This is a genomic window from Actinokineospora lacus, from assembly GCF_053813445.1.
In genome coordinates, this window is the sequence record NZ_JBQERA010000005.1 from 58761 (window position 1) to 82285 (window position 23525).

General features: G+C 72.3%; 18 protein-coding genes. 6 read left to right on the top strand and 12 right to left on the bottom strand.

Annotation, left to right across the window (positions count from 1 at the left end):
* Nucleotides 1–131: 131 nt before the first annotated feature.
* A complete protein-coding gene (locus ACTG9Q_RS13820; RefSeq protein WP_455573145.1) occupies nt 132–1256 on the bottom strand; it encodes an oxygenase MpaB family protein in 1125 nt (374 codons plus the stop codon).
* Nucleotides 1257–1490: 234 nt separating this feature from the next.
* Between ACTG9Q_RS13820 and ACTG9Q_RS13825 the strand changes: the two genes are divergently transcribed.
* The gene (locus ACTG9Q_RS13825; protein WP_455573146.1) at nt 1491–2717 is read left to right on the top strand and encodes a peptidoglycan DD-metalloendopeptidase family protein; all 1227 of its coding nucleotides are present in this window, start codon (nt 1491–1493) and stop codon (nt 2715–2717) included.
* Between the two features lie 51 nt (nt 2718–2768).
* Here the strand turns inward: ACTG9Q_RS13825 and ACTG9Q_RS13830 are convergent, their stop codons facing one another.
* Nucleotides 2769–3359: a hypothetical protein gene (locus ACTG9Q_RS13830; protein WP_455573147.1), complete on the bottom strand. Its 591-nt coding sequence runs from the start codon at nt 3357–3359 to the stop codon at nt 2769–2771.
* Between the two features lie 67 nt (nt 3360–3426).
* On the opposite strand from ACTG9Q_RS13830, the gene ACTG9Q_RS13835 reads away from it, so the two are divergent.
* Nucleotides 3427–3801 (top strand): transcriptional regulator, encoded by a 375-nt coding sequence (locus ACTG9Q_RS13835; protein ID WP_455573148.1) that lies wholly within the window; start codon nt 3427–3429, stop codon nt 3799–3801.
* On the opposite strand, the gene ACTG9Q_RS13840 is transcribed toward ACTG9Q_RS13835, so the two are convergent.
* A complete protein-coding gene (locus ACTG9Q_RS13840) occupies nt 3795–4346 on the bottom strand; it encodes a C40 family peptidase (RefSeq protein WP_455573149.1) in 552 nt (183 codons plus the stop codon). The two genes, ACTG9Q_RS13835 and ACTG9Q_RS13840, sit on opposite strands and share 7 nt — an antisense overlap.
* Before the next feature lie 105 nt (nt 4347–4451).
* A complete protein-coding gene (locus ACTG9Q_RS13845; protein WP_455573150.1) occupies nt 4452–6557 on the bottom strand; it encodes a diguanylate cyclase in 2106 nt (701 codons plus the stop codon).
* Nucleotides 6558–6912: 355 nt separating this feature from the next.
* Here ACTG9Q_RS13845 and ACTG9Q_RS13850 point away from each other — a divergent pair, with 355 nt between their 5' ends.
* Entirely contained in the window at nt 6913–7584 is a 672-nt protein-coding gene (locus tag ACTG9Q_RS13850) for a thiaminase II/PqqC family protein (protein ID WP_455573151.1), read from the top strand.
* A gap of 11 nt (nt 7585–7595) precedes the next feature.
* Here the strand turns inward: ACTG9Q_RS13850 and ACTG9Q_RS13855 are convergent, their stop codons facing one another.
* A complete protein-coding gene (locus ACTG9Q_RS13855; RefSeq protein WP_455573152.1) occupies nt 7596–10304 on the bottom strand; it encodes a BTAD domain-containing putative transcriptional regulator in 2709 nt (902 codons plus the stop codon).
* A gap of 244 nt (nt 10305–10548) precedes the next feature.
* On the opposite strand from ACTG9Q_RS13855, the gene ACTG9Q_RS13860 reads away from it, so the two are divergent.
* From ACTG9Q_RS13860 to ACTG9Q_RS13870, 3 genes are all read left to right on the top strand, one after another.
* Nucleotides 10549–11829 carry a COG1470 family protein gene (locus tag ACTG9Q_RS13860; protein ID WP_455573153.1) on the top strand — a complete coding sequence of 427 codons (1281 nt, stop codon included), beginning with the start codon at nt 10549–10551 and terminating at the stop codon, nt 11827–11829.
* A gap of 129 nt (nt 11830–11958) precedes the next feature.
* Nucleotides 11959–12567, top strand: a complete 609-nt coding sequence (locus ACTG9Q_RS13865) for a LuxR C-terminal-related transcriptional regulator (protein ID WP_455573154.1) — start codon at nt 11959–11961, stop codon at nt 12565–12567.
* Nucleotides 12568–12717: 150 nt separating this feature from the next.
* Complete coding sequence (locus ACTG9Q_RS13870) at nt 12718–14328, top strand: PucR family transcriptional regulator (protein WP_455573155.1); 1611 nt, start codon at nt 12718–12720, stop codon at nt 14326–14328.
* Nucleotides 14329–14464: 136 nt separating this feature from the next.
* Here ACTG9Q_RS13870 and ACTG9Q_RS13875 read toward each other — a convergent pair whose 3' ends face one another.
* The 7 genes from ACTG9Q_RS13875 to ACTG9Q_RS13905 are packed head-to-tail and all read right to left on the bottom strand — an operon-like array spanning nt 14465 to nt 23507.
* A complete protein-coding gene (locus ACTG9Q_RS13875) occupies nt 14465–15688 on the bottom strand; it encodes a lytic murein transglycosylase (RefSeq protein WP_455573156.1) in 1224 nt (407 codons plus the stop codon).
* Nucleotides 15689–15734: 46 nt separating this feature from the next.
* Entirely contained in the window at nt 15735–17402 is a 1668-nt protein-coding gene (locus ACTG9Q_RS13880) for an NADase-type glycan-binding domain-containing protein (RefSeq protein WP_455573157.1), read from the bottom strand.
* A complete protein-coding gene (locus ACTG9Q_RS13885; protein ID WP_455573158.1) occupies nt 17399–17932 on the bottom strand; it encodes a phage tail protein in 534 nt (177 codons plus the stop codon). The genes ACTG9Q_RS13880 and ACTG9Q_RS13885 overlap by 4 nt, the downstream gene beginning before the upstream one ends.
* Nucleotides 17929–19881: a putative baseplate assembly protein gene (locus ACTG9Q_RS13890; RefSeq protein WP_455573159.1), complete on the bottom strand. Its 1953-nt coding sequence runs from the start codon at nt 19879–19881 to the stop codon at nt 17929–17931. The genes ACTG9Q_RS13885 and ACTG9Q_RS13890 overlap by 4 nt, the downstream gene beginning before the upstream one ends.
* Nucleotides 19881–20288, bottom strand: a complete 408-nt coding sequence (locus tag ACTG9Q_RS13895; protein ID WP_455573160.1) for a GPW/gp25 family protein — start codon at nt 20286–20288, stop codon at nt 19881–19883. Before ACTG9Q_RS13895 ends, ACTG9Q_RS13890 begins: the two co-directional genes overlap by 1 nt.
* A 10-nt stretch (nt 20289–20298) precedes the next feature.
* Nucleotides 20299–22614, bottom strand: a complete 2316-nt coding sequence (locus ACTG9Q_RS13900) for a phage baseplate assembly protein V (RefSeq protein ID WP_455573161.1) — start codon at nt 22612–22614, stop codon at nt 20299–20301.
* Complete coding sequence (locus tag ACTG9Q_RS13905) at nt 22611–23507, bottom strand: LysM peptidoglycan-binding domain-containing protein (protein WP_455573162.1); 897 nt, start codon at nt 23505–23507, stop codon at nt 22611–22613. Before ACTG9Q_RS13905 ends, ACTG9Q_RS13900 begins: the two co-directional genes overlap by 4 nt.
* Nucleotides 23508–23525: the final 18 nt, after the last annotated feature.

Here is a 23525-nt window from a genome sequence, read left to right on the forward strand (position 1 = left end):
GCTTGAACGCTTGTGCGCGCGCACCCCGTTGGCAGGCGTACGCGGAGGACCCGCGAGGGAGCGGACCGACTGGTGTGCCCGGCTCGCGTGCAGGCCCGTGTGCGGGCCCGCGTGCCCGGCCCGTGTGTCGGTCAGGTCCGGGCGACTGGGCACATGCCCGCGGCCAGCCACTTCTCCCGCAGGCCGCCGGGGATGTCCAGGGTGGTGGATTGACCGTCGGTGAGGGTGCGGACACTGGCGCCGAGCAACAGGCTGCCCGCCTTGTCGAGGACCGTCCTGGCCACCGCGCCGCCGTCCTCGGAGCGCTCCAGGGCCCGCATCAGCCGGGAGCCCGCGCGCACCGTGCTCTCCCAGCCGCGGCTGCTCGGCACGTCCATCCAGTCGGCGACGCGCGGGTCGACGGTCTGGCGGACCATGGCGGCGACGACGCCGTCGAACAGCGTGCCGGGCACCATCTTCTCGTAGAGGTCGAGCAGGTCGCGGGTGAGCTCGACGCCCTCGGGGGACGGGCCGTAGGAGACCTCGACCAGGGCGGCGTTGAGCTCGCGCGCCTCCTCGACCGTCTCCGGCATCGCCTCGGCCGGGATGCCGAGCAGGGCGCCGGTCACGCGCCAGACGTAGTAGTACTGCCGGGCCTCCTCCTCGGTCACCGAGATGCCGATGCGGCGCATCCCGTCGATCACCTGCACCGAGAAGATCAGCAGGGCGCCGAGCAGGTCCTGCTGGCACACCGGGACCCCGTCGGCCTCGACGTCCCACGTCCCCGAGCCGGTGATGAAGTGGCGCACGGCCGCGTGGATCAGCCTGGTCTTCTGGATGGTCGGCACGAACGCCCCGCCGGAGCCGAACGGGTCAGGGCCCATCATGTTCAGCACGAACTGCGAGGTCTCCGACAGCCGCCGGTGGGGCTGGTTCAGCCGGTGCGTGAGCGCGAGCACCCGCGACGGCCGCGGCTGTGCGTAGCAGTTCACCATGGCGCCGAAGGACAGCACAGAGGCGACGTGCACGCCGTCGTCGACGAAGAAGTCGTAGGCGGCCGCGACCCGGTCGAGGTCGGCCCAGGCGGGTGGGTTGTCGGTGGCGATGAGGTAGGCGCGCACCGACTCCGGCAGGTCCTCGGGGATGGGCTGGTCGTTGGCCCGGAACTGGGCGAGCACCGCGTTGACGGCGCCCACCTGGTCGGTGGCCACGAGATCGGCGATCACACCGTCCGCGAGCGGGTCGCCCTGGTGTTTCAGCGCGTTCACTGTGGTCATGTCGATCACGTCGCTGCCGCCTTCACCTGGCACGTCATGGGTGCGTACAGCTAAACGGTGCAATGGCGGTGTGGCTAGGGCACTGCGGTGTCATCCCCTGAATGGGCACGCCTGCCATCCGAACGGTCTACACCCTGGCAATTGTCGCGCCTTTACCGGGTAGCTCGGTGAACCGTAATCTTCTGACAACGGTGGCCCTGCCGTGGCCGCCCGCCGGGCTGACAGGAGACCGCCATGGCTTCCTCGACAGGTATGGGTACGCGGTTCGGGGCGCTGGTCGCCGCCGTGGTGATGGCGGGCGTGCTGCCCGGCGTGGCAGGCGCGGGCACGGTGGCCCCGGGTTCCGCGGCCCCGGATTTCGCGGCCCCGGGTTCCGCGGCCGCCGACACCCGTGGCGCGCTCACTCGGCTCGTCGCCGACGCCGCGCGGGAGCGGGGGCCGAGCGGGACGCGGTGGGTGGACACCCGGGTGCGGGTGCTGCGCGCCGAGGCCGGGCGGTGGGCCTTCGGCACCGTCGTCCTGGTCGCCCCGCGAGAGGCGGACGCCAAGCCGCTGGACTGGCTGTTCGTCGCCGAACACCGGGACGGCCACTGGCGCGTCGGCCTGGACGGCCAGCAGGTCTTCGCCGACCTGTCGGCGAGCTCGGCGGTGCTGTCCAGCGCGGAGAAGACCGTGTTCGCCGAGCACGACGGCCGGGCGAGCGCCCAGGTCGACGGCGACTACCGCACCGGCATGCGGCTGCCGTGGGCGCTGAACCAGAGCTGGTCGATGCTCGGCGGCCCCCACGCCTACGACGCGGGCACCGGCCCGTGGAGCTCGCTGGACCTCGCGGGCGGCGACCAGCGCGTGCTGGCCGTGAAGGAGGGGCTGGCCTACACCACCTGCGTCGGCATGATCCGGGTGATCCACCCCGATGGCTACGCCAGCCGCTATTACCACCTCTGGAACCACCTCCAGGCCGACGGCCTGCGGGTGTCGGCGGGCACCTTCCTCGGCGACACCGGCACCGAGACCGGCTGCGGCGGCTCCGCCCGCGCCCGGCACGTGCACTTCTCGTTGATGCACAACGGGTCCTTCATCGGCATCGCCGGTCACATCATCGGCAAGTGGGTCTTCGGCAACGGGAGCGCCCAGTACGGGGGGTATGCCCTGCACGGCAGCGCCCGCGTGAACGTCGGCGGCCCCCTGCACAACTACGGGCCCCTCGGCCGCACCCAGGGCATCGTCGACGCCAACGGCGGCACCACCGTCAACCGCCGCTCCGGCCCGGGAACCGGCTTCGCCACCGTGGGCCAGCTGACCGACGGCGCCACCGTCGACATCCGCTGTTCCTCTCCCGGCACCTCCCACACCGGCCGCTGGGGCGCCACAGCCCTCTGGAACCAGCTGGCCGACGGCACCTGGATCAGCGACGCCTTCGTCTACACAGGAGTGAGCGGCCCGGTCAACGGCTCCTGCTGACAGTGGACACGGTGGTGGACAACCGCTGCGCGAGCCTGACACCGTCGGTGCTCAGGTCGGCCAGGCCGGCGGGAGCATGGCTCTGATCCGGCGTCGGTGGTGCGATGGGCACGTGCTGCCGAGGCACAGCAGGGTTCCGATCAGGAGGTCGGTCGCGGGCATGGGCCAGTGGGCGGCCGCGGCGATGGTGACGGTCGCCGCGACGGCCGCGGCGATGACTGCCAGGGGGCGGTCGTGCCAGGCGCGGGCGACGAGGGTGGCGCCGAGGGCGAAGGCGAGCCAGGGGGCGCTGATCGGGATGGGGTACAGGGGCTGGGCGAACCAGAGGGCGGCGGCCAGGAGTTCGGTGCCCGCGGCGTAGCGGCCTGCGCGTCCCCGGGAGATGCCGACGCCGCGCAGGCTCAGGCGGCGGTGGTAGTGGTGGGCCACCAGGACCGGGGCGGTGGCGGCGACGGTCAGCCACCAGAGGTTGTAGACCTGGATCGGCAGCGTGGCCAGCAGGGCGGCGCTGATGATCCCCGCGGCTCCGTAGAGGCGCAGGGGGAACGCGAAGCTGACGCCCGCCGCGCGGGCGAGGGCCTGGAGCCTGGTGATCTCCGCGAACGCGTCGGCGGCCTCGGTCCTGGACCTCGGGGCTGTCACGGCTGGTGTCCGCCTGGCGGGGGTGAGCGGCGCCCGTGATCGGGGCGCTGGGATAACATTACCGCGAGTGACGCTTCTCGATCTAGGGGTCAGCATGCCGGAGCGGGAACGGCACCCGGCTGTGGAGTTGGACGACGTCGTCCACCAGCGGGTCCGGCTCGGCATCCTCGCGGTCCTGCGCGGCACGGACGCCGCGGAGTTCGGCTACCTCAAAGAGGTGCTGGAGCTGACCGACGGCAACCTCAACCGGCACCTCAACGTCCTCGCGGAAGCGGGCTACGTGAGCACCGCCAAGGCGGAGCGGCCCGGCCCCGCCCCCCGGCACCGGCGCACCACGGTCTTCATCACCGATGCCGGGCGGGCCGCCTTCGACGCGGAACTGGCCCAGCTCAACCGGTTGGCCGCGCCGCCTGCGGGTGGCGGGCGGCCGGGCGGTCAGTAGCCGTTGGGGGCGAGGACGTCGACGAACAGGGGGTCGCGCTCGGTGCCGCCGAGGGTGACGCTCTGGTAGACGACCTTGCCGTAGTAGGCGTTGGCGTTGATCACCTGGTTGTTGCCGATGTAGACGCCGGTGTGGTCGAGGTCGCCGCCGTAGCGGATGCCGTCATTGGGGTTGGTGTCCCAGAAGACGAGGTCGCCGGGCCGGGGCGTGCTGACGCGGCGGCCCTGGTTGATCTGCCCCTGGAGCCAGTAGTTCAGCTGCAGGCCGCGGCCCGTGGCGTTCTTGGTCCCGTGCCAGATCGCGTTGCGGTTGAGGCACTCGCAGTCCATGGCGGTCTCCCGGCACGTCCAGCCGTACTCCAGCAGGTACGGCCTGCCCACCCGGTTCTTGGCGGCGTTGACCACCGCGTCGCGGACCTGCGATGCCGCCACGGTGTCGGCCGTCGCCGCCGCCGACGGTGCCGACGGTGCCGCGGTCGCCGGGGTCACGGTGACCGCCGCGGCGGCCAGCGCGACCAGCACTGTGAAGAACTTGCGGAGCGCCATTGTCCCTCCTCGCCATCAACTTTGCGCTGCAAAGTGAATTCACTGTGACAGGGGAGGTGGTGGTGCAACAGGTCCGATTGGGGGGAAGTGCGCACCCCACGCGCGCTACGTGAGCGTCGTTCTCGTGCGCAGGCCCGACGGCTCGACCGGGTCGAGCGGCATCCGCCGGACCCCGGCCAGGTGCTCGGGCAGCCGCCCGACCCGGTTGGCCTGGCGGAGCCGCAGGAACAGGTCGACGATCGCCGGGTCGTAGCGCGTCCCCCGGCCCGCCATGAGGTGCTCGACGGCGTCGTCGACCCGGCCCGGCGGGGACACCGCCGCGGCCCAGCCCTCGCAGACGGCGACGATGCGGGCCTCCATCCGGATGCCGCCGCCCGCCGCGCCGTCGGGGTAGCCGCTGCCGTCCCAGTGTTCGCGGTGCTGGCGGATCACCTGCGCCACGTCGGCGTGGTCGAGCACGACCCGCGCCAGCTGGCAGCCCGCGGTGGGCTCCTGGCGCAGCAGCCACCGGTCTTCCTGGGTCAGCGGAGCGGACTTGAGCAGCACGTCGGGCGGGGTCATGATCGCGCCGATGCGGGACAGCCGCGCGGCCCGCTGGGCGCACTCGGCCGCGCACCTGCCGAGGCCGAGTTCGTCGGCCATGGTCTTGGACCACTCGGCGATGACCGAGCCGTGCCCGCAGCGGTCCATCCTGCGCTCGACGAGATCGGCGATCTGGTAGAGGAAATCCGCGGTGATGCCGTGGCTCGTCCGGACGGGGAGATTCCCGCCGCCGCCGTTGACGACCACCTGGTTCCGCCCGTTCGCCTTCGCGGTGTACAGCGCGGAGTCGGCGGCGGCGACGAGGTCGGCGCAGGTGTTGCAGGACGGCGACATGACCACGGCGCCGATGGACACCGTGACGCTGACGTGCTGGCGGGGCCCGATGACGACCTTGGTCTCCGCCACCGCGCGGCGCAGGCGTTCGGCGAGCAGGGGGAGGTCCTCCGAGCTGATGCGGTAGGCCACGAGGGCGAACTCCTCGCCCCCGTAGCGGGCCAGCAACTCCCCGGAGCGCACGGTCCTGCGCAGGCGCACGGCGATCTCGGCGAGCACGCGGTCGCCCACCGGGTGGCCGTAGGTGTCGTTGATCGCCTTGAAGTGGTCGACATCGATCATCAGCACGGCGAGCGCGCCGTCCTCCCGGCGCGCGGTCTCGACGTCGCGCTCCAGCTTCGTCTCGAAGAACCGGCGCGTGTAGAGCTGGGTGAGCCCGTCGGTGTCGGCGAGCCTGCGCTGGTCGACGGCGATGGCGGCCAGCCGGACCACCACCAGTCCGAACAGGACGGCGCAGGCGATCGCGTAGGCGGGCACGTCGCGGAGTTCCCCGCGCGCGTCCTGGATCAGGAGCAGGGCGGGGGCCACCAGCGCGCCCGTGGACAGGATGGCCAGGCGCGTCCAGCCCAGGCTCGTCGGCGGGTTGGCCGAGCGGCTGACCAGCCTGCCCATCGACGGGTGCAGCGCGCTGGCGCCGAGGGCGAGGTTCCCGGCGAGCCAGATCGCGTCGAGGAAGTTGCCCGCGGCGTAGTCGCCGGAGAGCCGCTGCAGGACGTAGATCGTGTCCGCCGCCATGATCGCGGCCAGCCACCCGACGAGCAGGACGAAGGCCCCGCCGCGGCGCCCGCCCGCGAAGATGAACCGCAACGCGACCAGCAGCAGCGCCAGGTCCATCACCGGGTAGGCCAGCGAGGTGAGCTTGACCAGCATCGAGGTGTCGGACCGCGTCTGCGGGCCGATGATCACGACCCAGGACAGCAGGGCGGCCACCGCGGTCAGCGACAGCGCGTCGAGCAGGCCGGGCAGGTCCCGGCCGCTCAGCCTGCCGCGGATCAGCAGCACCAGGCCCGCCACGGCCAGCGGGTAGTGCCCGATGTAGCCGATGTCGGCGAAGGACGGGTAGGTCGTGTTCCCGAAGACGTAGTGCGACAGGTAGAACGTGAGGTCCGCGAGCGCGTACACGCCCTGGCTCAGACCGAGCAGCACCCACGGCAGCACCGGTCGGGGCCGGTACCTCAGCAGGCCCCAGAGCAGCGCGCCCGCGGCCGATGCGCTCACCGCGCAGTAGATGACCACCCGCGTCGGGACGGTCCCGTGCCAGACCGGAGCCGCGTAGTACACGCAGATGAGGAGAGCGCCGAAGCCGAGGTAGGAGGCCCAGTGGGAGTTTTTCACGACTGGCAGCGCCCCGCTTGGTGGACAACGATCACGGCGTCCTTCTGGTGCTCTGGCAGACCGGGGGTGGGGCCGCCGAACGGTTCCATCGTTGCTGTCACGCTCGTTCCACGGTCTCTCTGCGGATGTCGATCGCCGTGCCGTGCCGGACATTGAGGCGTCCGGCCACCATATGACATGGTGCGAGAACCAGAGGTCAATACCCGCGATCCGGATGTCACCGCTCTGCAGTAGGGATGCTTGTTGTTCGCGCGCGACATCCGCTCGTCGCGAACAGAGGCGCGACGGTAGCAGAGCCGCGAAACCACTTGATACGGTGATCAACGCCCTTCTCTCGGACAACGGAGCAGCCAAGATGACACGCCAAGCCGACCAGGTCCTCGCCGACGTACGGCGGCAGGTGACCCCGGTGCCGGTGGAGAACCGGATGGTCGCCATGGTCGAGGCGGGTCAGGCGTCCCTGACCTCGCTCGGCGCGCTCGCCGCGGAGCAGCACCGGATCATCCGGAGCGATTGGCGAACATTTCTCATGTTGGCCGGTCAGGCCGTCGACCCCTCGGCCCGCGAGTTCTTCACTTCCGTGGCCGGTGGCGAGGCCATCGCGGCGGGGCACCTGCTGCGCTTCGCCGCCGCCTGCGGCCTGAGCGAGGAGGACCTGGCGGACTACCAGCCCCAGCCGGGCGCCCAGGCGTACCCGTCCTACCTCGCGTGGCTCGTCGTCAACGGAAACCCCAGGGACGCGCAGCTGGCCATTCTGACGAATTTCGCCGAATGGGGCCAGTACTGCGCGGCGATCTCACGCGGATTGCGCGAGCACTACGGAATGGACGCCGAAGCCACCGCGTTCTTCGATTTCTTCGCTGAGCCCGCGCCGGAACTCGACCGAGTCGGCTTGGCCGCCCTGCAGGAGGCCCTGGACGCCAAATGGGACCCCCAGCCCGCCGTCGTCCTGGCCCGACTGCTCCACGGCTATGAGCTGATGTTCTGGCACACCCTCGCCGATCTCAACGCACCCGCCGAGGGCTGACAACAGGGGGCTCAGCCCTCGGCCAAGAGGGCGTTGTAGGCGTAGCTGGCGCGCTGGGCGGCGGCGGCGTTGCCGCAGCGGTGGCGGGCTTCGGCAAGCAGGGTCCAGAGGCGGTTGTCGAGTTCGTCGATCGTCAGGGCGCGTTCGCAGATCTCCGCGGCGGCAGGGGCGTTGCCGCGGTCCAGCTCGTACCGGGCCAGGGCGGCGGCGACCCCGGCGGCCTCGCCCCTGGTCGCCTCCCGGCGGGCCAGGACCCACTCGGCCGGGCCCTCCTCGGAGAGCAGTTCGCCGCGGTAGAGGTCGAGCACGCGGTGGCCGAGGGTGCGGACCTCGACCGCGTCCAGGACGTGGCGGGCCGCGCGCCACTGGCGGACGGCCTCGGCGAACTCGACGACGTCCACCGTGCTGCCCGCCGGGAGGCGCAGCAGGTAGGCACTGCCGAGCCGGTCGATGCTCAGCGGGCCCGCCTCGGTGCTGTGCCCGCGCAACAGCGCGCGGAGGCTGGAGATCGCCACCTGCAGCCGGTGCTTGGCGGGCGCGAGCGGCGCGTCCGGCCAGAGCGCGGCCACCAGCCGCTCCTCGTGCAGGGGGTGGCCGTAGTGCATGGACAGCACCCGCAGGACGCGGCGGGCCTGCGCGCGCAGGGAGTCGAGGTCGACGGGCTTGCCATCGACGGCCAGCTCGTAGCTGCCCAGACAGCGCACGGAGACCGGCGGCTCGGGGATCGGCTCGGCGAGGGTGAGCTGCGGCCTGACCGCTCGGGTGGGGACGCAGAGCTGGGCGACCAGCTCGCCAATGGTGGCCAGCGCGGCGCGGGGCATGGTGGCGGCGAGCCGGTCCACCTCGGCGCGCTCGCCCCGCGCGTCCGGGTGCCTTCGGCGCTCCAGCTCGCTGACGAGCATGAACCGCAGCCAGACCTCCGGCACCAGCGCGCCGAGCCTGCGGGCGAGGGCGGCGCCATGGCGGGCCGCGTCCCGCGGTGGGGCGTCCGCGCGCAGCAGGCCGATCGTGAGCATGAGGGTCGCGATCAGCTCGCCCCAGTCGTCGCCGATCCGCGCGCACTCGTCGGCGACCGCCTGGGCGTCGGCGCAGGCCTCGGGCACCAGCAAGGCGACCGAGGCCCTGGCGGCGCGCGCCAGCCACAGCCAGCCCGCGTCCTCGGCGTCGGCGGCCAGCCGGGCGAACGTGGCGGCGGCGCCCCGGCGGCGCATGGTGGCCTCCACGACGGCGACGACCAGCCTGCCCGCCAGCGAGACGAACGACGACGGCGCCATCGCCAGCGGCTCGGCCAGCGCGATGGCCTCGTCGGCGCGGGCGCCCAACACCGCCCCGATCGCCCGGCCCAGCGTCCACTCCGGACTCGCCGCGGGCACCGCGTGCCCCAGCAGCCGGGAGGGCTCGCCGCGCATGGCCGCCGCGACGTAGGTGGCCACGCCGTCGACCAGGGGGTCGGCCTCTCGGACCTCGTCGGTGATCCAGGTGGCGATTCCCGAGCGCTCCAGGGTGCACTGCCAGCGCGGCCGGGGATCGCTCATGCCGTTCTCGGCGCGCAGGTAGCAGTCGTACGCCTCGGCCAGCCTGCCTTCTCCGCGCAGCCGCCGCGCCTCGGCGAGCGTCAGCCACGGGTCGTCGGCGAAGAGGATGTCGGGCACCGACGCCGAGGCGCGCAGGCCCTCGGCGTGCGCGCCGAACCGGTGCAGGACGCCTGCCGCGGCGCTCCAGTCCTCGGCGCGGGCGTAGCAGCGGTATGCCTCCGCCCAGCGTCCGCCACCGACCAGGTACGTCGCCGCGGAGTGGTACGCCTGCCGGTTGAGGTGGCTGCCGCGCCGCTCGGCGAAGGTCCGCTCAAGGTGCTGCTGCAGCAGCACGTGGAACCGGAAGGTGGAGCTGGAACCGGTGCGGAAGGTCAGCGCCTGGCGGGTGACGAGGTCGTTGAGCAGGGCCGCGCTGTCGGTGCGGCCCACCATCGCGTCGCACAGCGCGGTGTCGAGCACCCCGAGCGGACTCGCGTCCACCATGAAGTCCCGCGTCGCGCGGGGCAGGGCGCCGAGGATCTCGCGGTCCAGGAACTCGGTGAGCCGCCGGGAGTGCCTCGGCGGCGCCTCCAGCACGGCGCGCCGCTCGGCGGGCGCCAGCGCCTTGGTCTCCAGGTGGAGCAGCCGCACCGCCACGGCCAGCCCCTCCACCCTGGCGCACAGCTCCGCGGCGGCCTCCGGTCCGAGCGGGGTCTGGTAGACGTCCTCGAACAGCTCCTCGACCTCCCAGGGCCGCAGCCGGAGCTCGTCGTAGCCGATGTGGCACACGTCGCCGCGCAGCGCGTCCGTGCCGGGCAGCCGCCCGTCCCGCGTCGCCACGGTGAACCGCACGGTGGGCGGAGCGTCCTGGAGCATCCTGGCCAGCACCGCTGCCCCAGGGCCGTCCGCCAGGCGGTGGGCGTCGTCGACGTAGACGGTGAACTCGCGGCGGTCGCGCGCCAGCCTCCCCAGGAGGTCATCGATGTCGTCGGCGTCGAGGACGGGCCGGAACGCGGCGACGAGCGCGCTGTCGAACGGCTCCGCCCCGACCTGGCAGGTGACGGCGATGTGCTCGGGCAGGTCCCTGCCCGGCGCGGTGAGCTGGCGCAGCAGCACGGACTTCCCCGAGCCCGCCGGGCCCACCACCAGTCGCAGGCGCGCGAACCACTCGGCGTCGAGGACGGCGACCACATGTTTTCGGCGCACGGCCGTGTGGCGGCGATCTCGGAAGGCCGCACGCGCATTTCTCACCGGATGATGGGACATTTGTCGCAGTCTTGCCATCGGCGGGCTCCGTGTCATCGTGCGGATTGCACATCACGGCTTGCCCGGATGGGCACTTCGCACAGCGGCCGGGGCAGCGGCGGTGCCCGTCAGGTCATTCTCCGGTGGCCGAGAGACTGGCTCCGCCCGCGCTGACGGGCGGGCCGAGCCGCGCCACGCTGATGGCATGGCCGTCAGCGCGACACTGCGAACGACCGGGGTGACGGTCGCGCCAGGGGGCGCGGCCCGGTGCCACGTCCTGGTCCGCAACAACTCGGCGGTCGTCGACCAGTTCGTCTTCGCGGTCCGGGGGGACGTGCGGGACTGGACCGAGGTCAAGCCCGCGCGGGTCAACCTGATGCCGCACCAGGAAGTCACCGTCGAGTTGACCTTCACCCCGCGGCGCACGTCCGACGTGCTCGCCGGTGAGCACGCGTTCGCGCTGCAGGTGTCCTCCCGCGAGGACGCGGCGGGATCGGTGGTGCAGGAGGGCCTGGTCACCGTCGAGCCCTTCGTCGACGTCGACGCGGGGCTCGTCCCGGTGACCTCGACCACCCGGCGCAAGGGCAGGCACACCCTGGCCGTCGACAACCATGGCAACCACGTCCACGGCGTGGAGGTCACCGCGACCGACCCGGACGCCAAGCTCACCTTCAAGGTCCGCCCGCACGCGCCCCGGCTGGACCCTGGCACCGCGACTTTCGTCAAGATCCTCGCCCGGCCCAAGCGGTACTTCTGGAAGGGGCAGAACCGGCTGCTGCCGTTCCAGGTCAAGGTGATCGTGCCGGGGAGTGATCCCATTGAGCTCGAAGCCGGGGTCGACCAGGGGCCGCTGATCCCGAGCCGGTTCTTCTGGCTGTTCTCGATCTTGCTCGCGATCGCGCTGCTGCTGGTGGTCATCGTGACCGCGCTGCTGCGCCAGCGGCCGGTGTCCATCGCCGGTCCCGCCCCGACGGCCCTGCCGACCCCGAGCACCACCGCGGTCTCGACCACGACCGCGGCCCGGACCACCGCGAGCCGCACCGCGGCGTCGACCACGCGCCCGCCCGCCCCGACCGGCGGGGTGGTCAGGCGCACGAGCACCGCGGGCGGAGGCGGCGGAGGAGGAGGAGGGCAGGCCGTCACCACCACCTTCACGATCCGCACCCAGGCCTTCCCAGGGGTGGGCGGCGGGCCGCAGCTGTTCTCCTACGTGGTGCCGCCCGGTCCCCGGCACCGGGTCACCTCCGTGGTCCTGCGCAACCCGGCCGCCGACGTCGGCGAGCTGCGGGTCGGGCACGGTGACGAGGTGCTCGCCGTGGTCGATCTCGCCGACATCGACCGCGACGGCGGGGACGCGGTGGCGTTCCGGCCCAGCCAGGCCCCGCTGCTCGCGCCGGGGGAGTCCATGACCCTCGCGGTGACGTGCGGGAACGCGCGCGACGCGTGTACTCCGTTCGGAGTGTTCACCGCCGCTCTGGTGCGGTGACGGGAAGGGATGTGCCGGTGATCTGCCGCTCGCCGCGGTGGCGTTGAGTTCGCGTTGAGTCGCCCGCCGACACTGACGTCATCACGCACCTCACACGAGATCGAGGCGAAGATGACGTATCGCATCCCCGTGTATGTCATTGCGACCGACCCCATCCTGGAATCCGGCGTCAGCGCGCAGCTGCACGCCCGCCCCGAGATCACCGTCGTCGCCCAGCCCACGCCCGTCGACAACATGGTGTGCGTCGTGGTGAGCGACGTCGTCGACGAATGCGCGCTGCGGATGGTCCGTGAGCTGCGCGGCCAGGGCATGAGACAGGTCATCCTGGTGCTGTCGACGGTCGACGACAAAGGGCTGCTCGCCGCGATCGAGGCGGGCGCCTGCGGACTGCTCCCCCGGGCGGAAGCGACCGCCGAACGGCTGGTGACGGCGGTGCGGCAGGCATCAGGGATGGGCGGGGTGCTCTCCCCGAAACTGCTCGGCAGGCTGCTCGACCAGGTCAACCGGCTGCAGAACCAGGTGCTCGCCCCGAAAGGGCTGCGGTTCACCGGCCTGACCGAGCGCGAGGTGGCGGTGCTGCGCATGATCGCCCAGGGCATGGAGGTGCGCGAGATCGCCGCGGAGCTGTCGTACTCGGAGCGGACGATCAAGAACACCCTGCACGCGGTGGTCATGCGCTACCAATTGCGCAACCGGGCACACGCGGTGGGGTTTGCCCTGCGCGAAGGGATGATCTGAATACTGTTCGGATCGTCCGCACCACTCGGGGTCGCGCGTCGTTGAACAGCGTGGATCGCCGGATCGTGCCCCGGCGGACCATCCACTCACCGACTCACCGAGCGCGGCTTCGGTACGCGCCAGGGGATTCCGGGTAGAACGGAGTGTGGCATGTCCGTCATGCTCAGCCACCTGTTGGCTGTGGGCTTCTTCCCGGACCCCCTGCTCATCGCCCCCGACCGCGGTCTGACCACACCGGTCACCTCGGTGACGTCCCCGCCGGGGCCGCTCGCGGTGGCCGAGGTGGCGCCGTCCGCGCTCGCGGTGTTCGACCGCTCCCGCCTGCGCGCCGAGGACTCGGGTACCGGGGTGGCGATCCGCCTCGCCGGGCAGCGCGGGGCCGCCGGGCTGCTGCTCCAACGGCCACCGGGCCTGCTGGCACGGGAGACCAGGCTGCTCGCGGAGGAGGCGGGCGTGGCGCTGATCCTGGTCGACCACGAGGAGCCCGACCGGCTCGTGCCCGCCATGGACAGCTTCGTCCGCACCCCGGACGTCACCGACTTCCGGGTGCTGAGCGTGCTCGCGCACCGACTGCGGTCGGTCCGCGTCGATCCCGAGGAGATGGTCGACGTCCTCGCTCGGACGCTGCGCCACCCGGTCGCGCTGGTCGACCCGGAGGGGCGGGTGCTCGCGGGCGTCCTGCCCCCCGCGGCGGCCTACCGGCTGAGCGGGGCGCGCGGCAGGCTCTCCGCCGTGCACCCGATGTCGTGGGTGTGCTCGGCCAGCGATGACGGCCATGAACTCGTTGTCGCCCAAGCGGTTCAGCTGGCCGTCGGCGCTCCGGCGAACCTGTGGCTGGTGGCGACCGTCCCGGGGACGTCATCGGCGAGGGTGCACCTGGCCAGTCAGGCGCTGGGCATCGCCACCTGGGCGTTCGTCGCCTACCTGGCCACGACCGCGCTGCGCGTGGAGCGCCGGGTCAAGCACCGCGAGGAACTGCTCACCCGCCTGATGGAGGACGCCGACGCGCCGTCGAGGGGCCTGCTCGAACAGGCCACCGCCGCGGGCTGGCGGCTCGGCGGCTGGCACACCGGCATCCACGTGGCCTCCCGCGGTGGGGTGGACCCGGCGATGGTGCGCGACCGGCTGCGCGACTGCCTGCGCGCCGACGGGGTCCGCGCCAACCCCATCGGCGACGGCGACGGCTGGTCGCTGTGGATCACCCGGCCGACCCGGCCACCGGCCGACGCGGACTCGGGCCTGCTCAACTGCGTCCAGCGCGCCCTGATCAACGCCGAACGCGAGTGCGGGGGAGTGCGGCTCTGCGCGGGGATCGGCGTCACCGCCGAGGGGATCGCCGGGCTGCGGGCCACCCTGCGGGAAGCGCGGCAGGCGTCGGTGCTGGCCAGTGCCCGCAACATCCCCGGAGCGGTGGAGAGGGTCGGCGGCGACAACGTCAAGCGGCTCCTCGCCGACCGCTACGTCACGAACCTGCAGCACACCCTGGCCCACCAGCTGCTCGGTCCGCTCATCGAGGCCGATGCCTCCGGCCAGCTCATGCAGACCCTGTCGTCCTATTTCGACCACAACGCCTCGACCACGGCGACGGCCACCGTCCTCGGCGTGCACCGCAACACCGTCCTGCAACGCCTCGACCGCATCCGCGCCGTGCTCGCCGTCGACCTCACCAACGCCGACGACCGCCTGGCCCTGCACCTGGCCGTCCGCCTCGTCCAGAGCGCCCCGCCGGGGCAGGCCGCCCGACCGGACGACGAGCGCTAGCGGCGGGACGCCTGTGAAGGTCCACGCCGCGTCCGAGGGGTGGACGCGGTTTCCCCCTCGGCGACATCATCGGTGCGTCAGGTCGTGTTTCAGATGTGGAGCACGGCATAGCCGCACCCCACATCTGAAACACGACCTAGCGCGGTGTCGAGGTTGGCTCGGTCGGTGCCGGGCAACCCGGTTGGGGCGGCGGCGGGGCGATGGGGAGCAGGATGCCGCCGATCGCGCCGATCAGGCCGACGCCGGTGTCGATGACGCCGTCCACGAGGCACACCACGTCGGCTATCGGGTTCAGGGGACTCGCGGGAGGAACACTCGGGACCGGCGCGCCCGGTGTCGTCGTCGGCGGCTCGGTCGCGGGTGGGTTGGTGGTGGGCGGAGTGGTGGGGGCGCCCGGCCTCGGCGGTGTGGTTCCGGGCGGTGAGCCCGGAGTGGGGCCGGGGGGCGCCGGGCGCGGGGTGGGGCCGGACGGTGGCGTGGTGGGTGGGTCCTGTGGGGCGGGCATCGCCACGACGGCGCCGCCGGGGCCGGTGATGGTGACGGGGAGGGCGGCGGTTCCGGCGTTGTAGGTGGCCATCCAGGCCAGGACCAGCTGTAGGTAGGCCTCGGAGTGGTTGTAGCTGAGGATGGCCGAGCGCAAACCATCCGGTGTGGACAGGTCACGGCCGTTCGCGCACAGGTACTCCCCGCTCGCCGTGCTCGCGTCGCGGATGTTGTGCGGGTTCCGGAAGCCGTCGGCGTCGGCGTCGACGCCCCAGTGGGCCCAGGTGCTCGGGATGAACTGCATCGGGCCGACCGCCCGGTCCCACACCGCGTCGCCGTCCAGCCTGCCCCCGTCGGTGTCGCGGATCGAGGCGAAGCCGGGGCCGCCGTCGAGGACGGGGCCGAGGATGGGGTGCGGCGTGGTGCCGCGCGCGTCCACCTGGCCGCCTCGGGCGTGGCCGGACTCGACCTTGCCGATCGCGGCCAGCAGCGTCATCGGCAGGCGGCAGCGGGGCTGGGTGGACCGAAGGGACGCGGCGGCTTCCTGGTAGGCCGACAACACCGTGCCGGGGATGCCGACCGCGCGCGCGACCGGGGTGGCGCGCTCGACCCGGCCGGTGTTGAGCACCGGCGGCGGGGCGGCGGTCGGTGAGGTGTCGCCGCCTGCCCCGAACGGGGAGTCGTCAGGCAGTTGTCCTGAAGGGACGGTTGGCGGCGGGATCGCCACGGCACGCGCCGGTTCGGCGGGTTCCGGCGTGGACGCCGTGCTGCCCATCGACGCGGCGGTGAGCAGCACGGCGAACACGAGCGCGACGCGGGGCCGGGGGATCGGCACCGCCGCGGCGGTCTGCGATGCGGGTACGGCTTTGCGGTCCACCAGAGCTCCTCGGCCAGGCGACGGGACCACCGCGGTCGTCCGCGGGTCATTTCAACGCGAAGAACTCGATCTCGCTGATGGCCACCGTCTGCCGTTTCGCTCCGGTGTAGACATCAGCCACCTCGATCGTGACCGAGGTGACGAGCGTGGTGTTCTTGAGATCGATGGTCTGCCCGCGCGAACTGTCCTGCGGCAGGATGTTCTCCGTCTTGCCGGTGTTGTAGGTGATCCGCAGGATCGAGGGCCGCCCGTCGTCGGCGAACGAGTCGCTCGACCCCGAGTGCATGATGACGCTGCGCAGCAGATAGCTCTCGGAGAACCGGAAGGTGATCTTGGGGCGGACGCCGCCGCCCACCTGGGCCATCCAGTAGGTGTTGTTGTAGGTGTCGGACACCAGGTTGGGCTCGTGCTCGGGCAGCGCGGTCGCCGAGGACACCGTCGCGGGGCGGATGGGTTCGAGGTTCGGGGCGACCTTCCGGTAGAGCGCCCGCACGTTGTCGATCACCGTGGTGCGAAACGGCGGGTAGACGGCGTAGACCAGGCCGAGGACGACCGCGAGCAGCACGAGCCCCGCGCGCAGCCGCCGCAGCGACAGCGACGCCAGCCACGACCGGTGCTCCCGCGTGCCCTTCTGACCCGGCCGGGTGCCCGCCGGGTACCGCTTGGCGCGCCGCCGGAACAGCCTGCGCCACCACGTCGGCTTGACCACGCCCGCGTCCGCCAGCGACTCGCCGCAGCGGCTGCAGAAGTTGCGGGTGGGCGCGTTGCCCTCACCGCAGGCCGCGCACACCAGGTCACCCAGTTCGAGCCGCCGGGTGGACTTGGTCTTGACGATCGCCCTGGTGCGGACGATCGCGGGCGCCGGGGCCAGCTCGGGCGGCTGGTCGAGGCCGCGATACTCCGCGACCCCGCTGACCGGCTGCGCCAAGGCGGCCACCAGGTCGGGGTCCGGCCCGGCCGGCACGGCGGCGTCCTCTGACGATGCCGCCGCCGCGCCCTGGTTCCCGCTTCCGGGTGGTGGCGGTGGCGCCTTGCCGGGAGGCGGGGGAGGAGCCTTGCCTGCCGACGTCGCCGTGCCGCCAGTGGACGGTGCCGCGCTCGTGCCGCCGGGCGGCGGCGGTGGCGTCTTCGCGCCGGGCGGGGGTGGTGGTGTTTTCGCGCCGGGTGGAGGTGGTGGCGTTTTGGCCCCCGGTGGAGGTGGTGGTGTTTTCGCGCCGGGTGGAGGTGGTGGCGTTTTGGCCCCCGGTGGAGGTGGTGGTGTCTTGGCGCCGGGAGGTGGCGGTGGTGTTTTCGCGCCGGGAGGTGGCGGCGGGGCCTTCCCCGGTGGTGGGGGAGGGGCCTTCTTGGCGCCGGGCGGCGGTGGCGGTGGCTTCTTCACCGGCGGCGGCGGCGCGTCCGCCGACTCCTCATCGCCCGCGGGCTTCGGTGGCGGCGGCGGCTCGGCCTCCGAGGTCCACACGGCCAGCGCGGTCATCGGGGCGCGTTCGCGCTTCTCCACGTAGATCCGGTCCGGCAGCCACGACGCCACTTTCCGCCGCAGCCGCTGCCACCAGGTCAGCTTCTCCGGCGCGGGCGGTGGCGGCTCCTCGACCACCACCACGACCTCCGGCGGCGGCGCCACCTTCTCCCCGTTCCATTCGAGGAACTTGCCGCAGTCGCCGCAGAACGCGGTGGACTCGTCGTTGTGGTTGCCGCACATCGTGCACACGATCATGTGAGCACCTCCAGCGAGTGCGCGACGTGCACGGGCTTCGCCGCGCGGATCACCGCGGCCACCGCCGCCTCGGACACGGCCGAGTCGGGGCGCGGGCGGACCACGACCCGCACCCAGTGCTCGACGTCGGTGGGCGGCTCCGGCCGCGGCCGGATCGACCACGACGTCCCGCCGCTCTCGGTGATCTCGACCTCGCCGTCGACCACCACCGCGAGGTGGCGGCGCAGTCCCGCCATCGTGCCGCGCATCCGGAACAGGTCGACCGCCTCGGCCACGATCGCCCGCTGCGCGCTCATCGGCCAGCTCTCGTCCAGCAGCACGCCGAACCAGCCCGAGAGCCACCGGACGAACTCCTCCGGCGCGATGAGCGGGTCGATGTAGGCGTGCACGCAGTCGATCATGTTGATGATCGGGGCGAGCACGTCGTCCATCGCCGCGGTCCAGCGCACGGCGAACTGGTCCTCGCCGAACACCGCGGGCAGGTGATCGATCAGCGGATACGGCGACGGCATCGGATCGAGCGCGGTCATGACCGCTCCACCCGCACCTGGTGGTCGTAGGAGAACGCCAGACCGCCCGCCCCCACCGGCAGCCGCGCGACCTCGGCGCCGCGCTCGCCGGTCACCGGGTTCGCGCCGTAGAGGCGCACGTCCTCCACCACGTCGACGCCGCGCACGGACTGCAGCAGCGCGAACACCTCCCCGTGCGAGATGCGCCTGCCGAAGGGCCAGCCGGTGCCGTCGTCGCCGCCGGTCAGCGGGTTGATGAAGGCGTAGAGGCGGGCCAGCGCCCGTACCCTGACCTCCTCGGGATCGAGCCGGGTGCGGGCCACGAGCCGGGCGATCACGGTGACACCGCGGTACCGCGCGGCCTCGACCAGCACCCGCGTGCCGACCAGCCGGACCTCGTCGAGCCGCTCGGCGATGCGCTCCAGGGTGCCCGGACTGGGCACCAGGTCGGCGAAGAGCAACTCGCGGTTCAGCTGCGCGGCCGCGGGCACCACGAGCACCTTCACCGCGCCGTGGGCGACGTCGTCCTCACCGGCGGTCAGGCAGTGCACGCGGGCCACCTCGGGAGCGGCCTCGCGGGCGATCGCCTCGTAGTCCTCGGCGGTGACCGCGCGGCTGCGGGTGCGCAGCATGATCGGGCCGCGGGCCTTGGCCTCGGCCAGCGTCTCGCCGTCGACCCCGCCCGCCGCCGGACCCAGGTTCGTCACGCCCGAGACGAAGGGGATCGAGCCCTTGAGGGTGTCCACGGCGTACCTGGCGACGTTGCCGCGCGCGCCGCCGCCCGCGTAGTAGCGGCGCATGCGGATGACCGCGTCGCGCGGCGGGACCGCCCCGTACTGGCGGGACTGGCGGTCCTCCAGCCGGACCGACGGGCCGAACTCGACCTGGCCCGCCATGCCGTCGAGCACGAAGTGCGGGTCGTCGGGGCCGCTGTTGGCGAAGTTGTCGACCCTGGTCCACTCCCGCCACCCGTCCTCGGTGGCCACCTGCAGCACCGCCGGGTGCGATCCGCCCAGCACCGGCCGCCGACCGAGGTCGAACCGCTGCCCCGGCACACCCTCGGATTCGCCCAGCTCCTCCAGCTCGATGATCTCGCCGTGCACGGCCGACGCGGTGGCGCCGACGGTGCCCGCGACGATGCCCCGCACGACAGGGGACGAGCTGTACGCGGCCTGCCCCGGCAGCGGCTCGACCACCCGCACCCGCAGCCAGGCGGCGCGCTGGTCGTCGATCAGGCTCGCCTCGTGCGTGGGCGGCAGGTGCACGACGATCCGCCCGGACTTGTTGAGCCCGCCGGTCTCGTCGGTCGTCACCTGGCACCCGGACCACCCGTCGCCGGTCCACGCCTCCCACACCAGCGGCGGGTACTTGGGGTTGACGCCGACGCCCTTGCTCTCGCCGTCGAAGTCCAGCCGCACCGCGCAGGCGGGCGCCGGGTCGCGCAGCCCGATCAGCAGCGCGTCATCGATCTGCGGCGGCTCGCCGAACGCGGTGAACTCCTCCCCGAGGTCGAAGGCGGTCGTCTGGTTCTCGCTGGCCACGCTGTTGCCGGTGACCCGGCGCACGACGCTGATCTCCGTCGGCAGCACCGGCAGGTCGTCCACCGTGGAGAACACGATGGATTCCTCGCTCTCGGTCCTGGTCGTGGACACCTTGGTGCCCGCGCGGATGACCAGCGGCGCGCGCGCCGGGGTGGACAGCCAGAACGTGACCGGCAGGACCGCGGCCGTCGGCGGCAGCATCCGCAGCCCGAGCAGTTCGAGGAACTTGACGTAGAGCCGGTCGGGCACCCGGTTGAGCCGGTAGCACAGCTGCTCGGTCATGAACGCGAACGTCTCGATGAGCGTCACCCCGGGGTCGGACACGTTGTGGTCCGTCCATTCAGGACAGCGCCGCATCACGTACCGCTTGGCCTCGTCCACGAACTCCTGGAAGCGCCGGTCGTCGAGGCTGGGCGCGGGAAGCACCATCAGTGATCCCTCTCATCAGGAATGGTGTAGAAGGGGTAGACGAGGTTGCGCTCGTCGTTCTCGCCCTTGATGACGTAGGCGATCTCGATGTAGAGCAGGTTCTCCTGGTCATCGGCCGGGAAGACGGTCACGTCCCGGACACTGGCGCGCGGCTCCCACATGAGCAGGCTGTCGCGCACCTCGGCCTCGATCTGGGCGAACACCGGCGCGGTCGCGGTCTCGAAGGTGAAGTCGCGCAGCTTGGAGCCGAAGCGCGGTCGGAACGGGCGCTCTCCCGGGTAGGTGGACAGCACCAGGGTCATGGACTGCTCCAGCTTGCGCGCGCCGCCGACGGTGGCGATGGTGCCGTTGGCCGTGACGTCGAAGGGGAACGACCAGCCGCGGCCGATGAAGTCGTCTTCAGACATGGTGTCCGTCCTAGATCGGGAGCGGTTTGCCGTTGACCAGCACCGTTCCCATGATGTTGATCGCACTGCTCTGGATCGTGAGGCTCTGGGCCGACTTGATGACCAGGTTCGTGCCGCCGTCGATCAGCATCGTGCCGCCGGCACCCGCGCCGATGTTGACGAAGCCGTTCTGGGCCAGGATGTTGATGTTGGTCAGCGGGATGGCCGTCACCCCCGGCACCGGGGCGGCCATCAGGTTGACCCCGCCGTTGACCTGGTCGACGGTCAGGCCCATCTCGCCGTTCTGCGAGCCGAGCCGGATCGCCGAGCCCAGCGCGCCCATGCCCGGCGGCACCAGCGGCGCGGGCATGCCGTCGGTGCCCCCGCCCTGGTCGGCGGTCGGGTCGCCCAGCGGCAGGTCGGCCGGGGTGGGCGGGGTCAGGGGCGGGGGGACGTCGTAGAACAGCAGCGCGTTGCCGGTGCTGGAGACGAAGCCGCGGTGGTGGACCTCGCTGAGCATGCCGGGGGACAGCACCGAGCCGTCGATGGCCTGCTCGGCCTCGTTGACGGCCTCCGAGGCGACCCGCTGGCCGATCTGGCCGCCGACCATCGATCCCAGCGGGCCGTAGGACGAGCCGAGGGCCGCGCCCGCCGCCTGGCCCGCCATCCCGACCGCGGCGTCGCCAAGGCCGGGCAGCCCGCCCGCGACGATCGGCCCGCCGGAGGCGATGCTCCACTGGGTGAGGTTGTTCATCATCGCGCCGACCACGTACGGCCTGCGCGGGTCGCCGAACTCGAAGGCGACCAGCACCTCGTCGCCGACCTCGGGCATGAACATCGCGCCGCTGCGCGGGCCGGAGCAGAACTGGGTGTTCGGCGCCCAGTCGGTGTCGAAGTCCGGCGACAGCCAGGGCAGCGTGACCTTGACCCGGCCCTTGCCGAGCGGATCGGCGCAGTCGCTGACCACCCCGCACACCAGGCTGTCCAGGACCGACCCGCCGGAGGAGCGGCTGCGCGAGGTCAGGCCGAGCAGCGTGCGGTCCTGCCTGCCGTGCGCGGAGAACACGACGCGGTAGCCGAACTCGGACTCGTCGTAGATGTGCCGCGCCCGCGACACCTGCCAGGTGCCCGCGAACGCGGCGGGCACCCCGCCGATGCTGACCTTGGCGCCGGGCTGGATGGCCGCGTTGCCCTTGGCCTCGCCCTCCGCCTCGGCGAACGTGCTGCCCACATCGGCGCCCAGCGCCCCGGCGATCATCGGGCCGGAGGTCGCCATCGTCACGCTGTCCATCGCGGGCCGGTCGACCACCACCCGCGCCGTCATGCTCGGCGGTAGGCCGAGGAAGCCCACCGGGGAGCCGAGCAGCCCGCCGGTGGCCTCCGACAGCACGCTGGTCGCGGCCTCCTCGGCGCCGCGCAGGCCGTCGACGACACCGCTCGGCCGCATCGCCCGCAGCGAGTCCGCCGCGGACTCCAGCGAGTTGGTGATCGCCGAGAGCGGGCCGTTGGTGAACCGCGCGCCCATGCTGCTGGGCGATGGCTCGGCGCCCGCCGGGGTGCGGGAGGTCTGGGACAGCGCCTGGCGCAGCATCGGGTCCCACACCCGCAGCTCCACGTCCGGGGTCAGGTTGCCCGCGGTCACCCTGGGCCGGAAGCTGATCAGGTTCTCCGGGAACGTCACCTCGACGGTCGCCGCGCTGTCGGCGAAGTCGGCGAGCACGCTCTTGCCCATGCCTTCGAGCCCCCCGCCAGCCGAGGAGAGGCCGTCGGTGGCCGGGCGGAAGTGGAACAGCCCGCCCACGACGCCCACCTCGAAGCCGATCTCCGTCGCCCGCGCGGTCAGGAAGTCCCAGTCGGTCTGGTTGACCTGGGCCATGTAGGCGTGGGTGGTGCTGGTGGCGACCACCGACCCGACTTTCAGCCCGGCCTCGGTGGCGACCCGGCGCGCGATGTCGGCGTCGGTGACGTTGATGAAGCTGCGGCTGCGCTTGGCCCGCTGCAGCCGGTGCGCGGCGGTGTACCCGCGCACGACGGTGCGGATGGTGATGCCCTGCACCAGGGCCTCCATCGCGGTGACCTCGCCGACGATGATCGGCACCGGGGTGCCGCCCGGTCCGGCGCCGACCACGGTGACCGGCGCGCCGATGGACACGTTCGCCATCGCCAGCGTCTGTCCGTCGAGGTCGAGGAAGGTCAGTTCGAACATGCCGGGCAGGTGCAGGTCGTTGTCCACGACGACCCGGAGCAGCCGGGCGGCGACGCCCGGCGTCAGCGGCGCGCCGCCGATGGTCACGCTGGGCCGCGCGGTCGCCTCGGCGTTGGCGATGGTCTCCATCGGCCTGCTCATGGCCGGTCCGGTTGGCCGAAGGAGTCCGCGGCGGGAAGCGAGAGCGTGCGGCCGGGCTTGATCCGCAGCGGGTCGTCGAGGCCGTTCGCCTCGGCCACCGCCCGCCACGCCTTCGGCGAGCCGTAGGCGCGGGTCGCGATCTGGACGAGCCCGTCGCCCTGGGACACCACGTGCTTGGTCCGGCCCGCGGCCCCACCCGAGGTGGGGTTCTGCCGGGGTAGCGGCGCGGAGTACTCGATCAGGTTCATCGTCACCTTCGCCCACACCGGGATGCCGGTCCAGTCGAAGCGCTCGTACTCGATGTCGAGCGTCTCCAGGTTGACCTTCGCGCCGCTGCGCAGCGGACCACCGACCCCCCACATGACCATCAGGACCGGCAGCCGGTAGTAGACCGGGGCCTTCATGATCCTGTCGACCGCGGTGTCCTTTGTGGTCGACTCGGCGGGCAGGCTGTTCTCGCTGTCGCCCCCCGTGGGGAGCAGGAACTGCCGAGCCTTCTGCTTGATCTTCGCTTGGGCCATGTCCGCCGCGGACTTCATCAGGTTCTCCGCGGCGGAGACCGATTCGAGGGCCATCGCCTCGGCCGCGGTGATCTGCACCGGTGTCGCCCAGGCGACGAGCTGGTCGATGAATGCCTGGGTCGTGCCCGCGCCGGTGAGGTGGGCGCCCTTGAGGGTCAGCCTGACGTTGCTGGTCGCCTTCAGCGCGTCCTTGAAACTGCCTGCGACGACCCCGCGGTTGCCCTCGGTCTTGTTCGTCTTCTTCAGCACGATCGACTTCGGGTTGATCGTGAACCGGACCGGTATGCCGCCCTCGTCGGAGACCAGCATGAGCTTGGCGTTCTCACCGAGCAGCAGCGAGCCGTAGTTCACCGCTTTGCTGAAATCGCCCATCGGGAGCGATGGCATCTT

Bases quoted from the DNA above. Each gene is read 5' to 3' on its own strand.
- ACTG9Q_RS13820 (WP_455573145.1), bottom strand. From the start codon at position 1,256: ATGACCACAGTGAACGCGCTGAAACACCAGGGCGACCCGCTCGCGGAC.
- ACTG9Q_RS13825 (WP_455573146.1), top strand. From the start codon at position 1,491: ATGGCTTCCTCGACAGGTATGGGTACGCGGTTCGGGGCGCTGGTCGCC.
- ACTG9Q_RS13840 (WP_455573149.1), bottom strand. From the start codon at position 4,346: ATGGCGCTCCGCAAGTTCTTCACAGTGCTGGTCGCGCTGGCCGCCGCG.
- ACTG9Q_RS13850 (WP_455573151.1), top strand. From the start codon at position 6,913: ATGACACGCCAAGCCGACCAGGTCCTCGCCGACGTACGGCGGCAGGTG.
- ACTG9Q_RS13860 (WP_455573153.1), top strand. From the start codon at position 10,549: ATGGCCGTCAGCGCGACACTGCGAACGACCGGGGTGACGGTCGCGCCA.
- ACTG9Q_RS13870 (WP_455573155.1), top strand. From the start codon at position 12,718: ATGTCCGTCATGCTCAGCCACCTGTTGGCTGTGGGCTTCTTCCCGGAC.
- ACTG9Q_RS13880 (WP_455573157.1), bottom strand. From the start codon at position 17,402: ATGATCGTGTGCACGATGTGCGGCAACCACAACGACGAGTCCACCGCG.
- ACTG9Q_RS13885 (WP_455573158.1), bottom strand. From the start codon at position 17,932: ATGACCGCGCTCGATCCGATGCCGTCGCCGTATCCGCTGATCGATCAC.
- ACTG9Q_RS13890 (WP_455573159.1), bottom strand. From the start codon at position 19,881: ATGGTGCTTCCCGCGCCCAGCCTCGACGACCGGCGCTTCCAGGAGTTC.
- ACTG9Q_RS13895 (WP_455573160.1), bottom strand. From the start codon at position 20,288: ATGTCTGAAGACGACTTCATCGGCCGCGGCTGGTCGTTCCCCTTCGAC.
- ACTG9Q_RS13900 (WP_455573161.1), bottom strand. From the start codon at position 22,614: ATGAGCAGGCCGATGGAGACCATCGCCAACGCCGAGGCGACCGCGCGG.
- ACTG9Q_RS13905 (WP_455573162.1), bottom strand. From the start codon at position 23,507: ATGGGCGATTTCAGCAAAGCGGTGAACTACGGCTCGCTGCTGCTCGGT.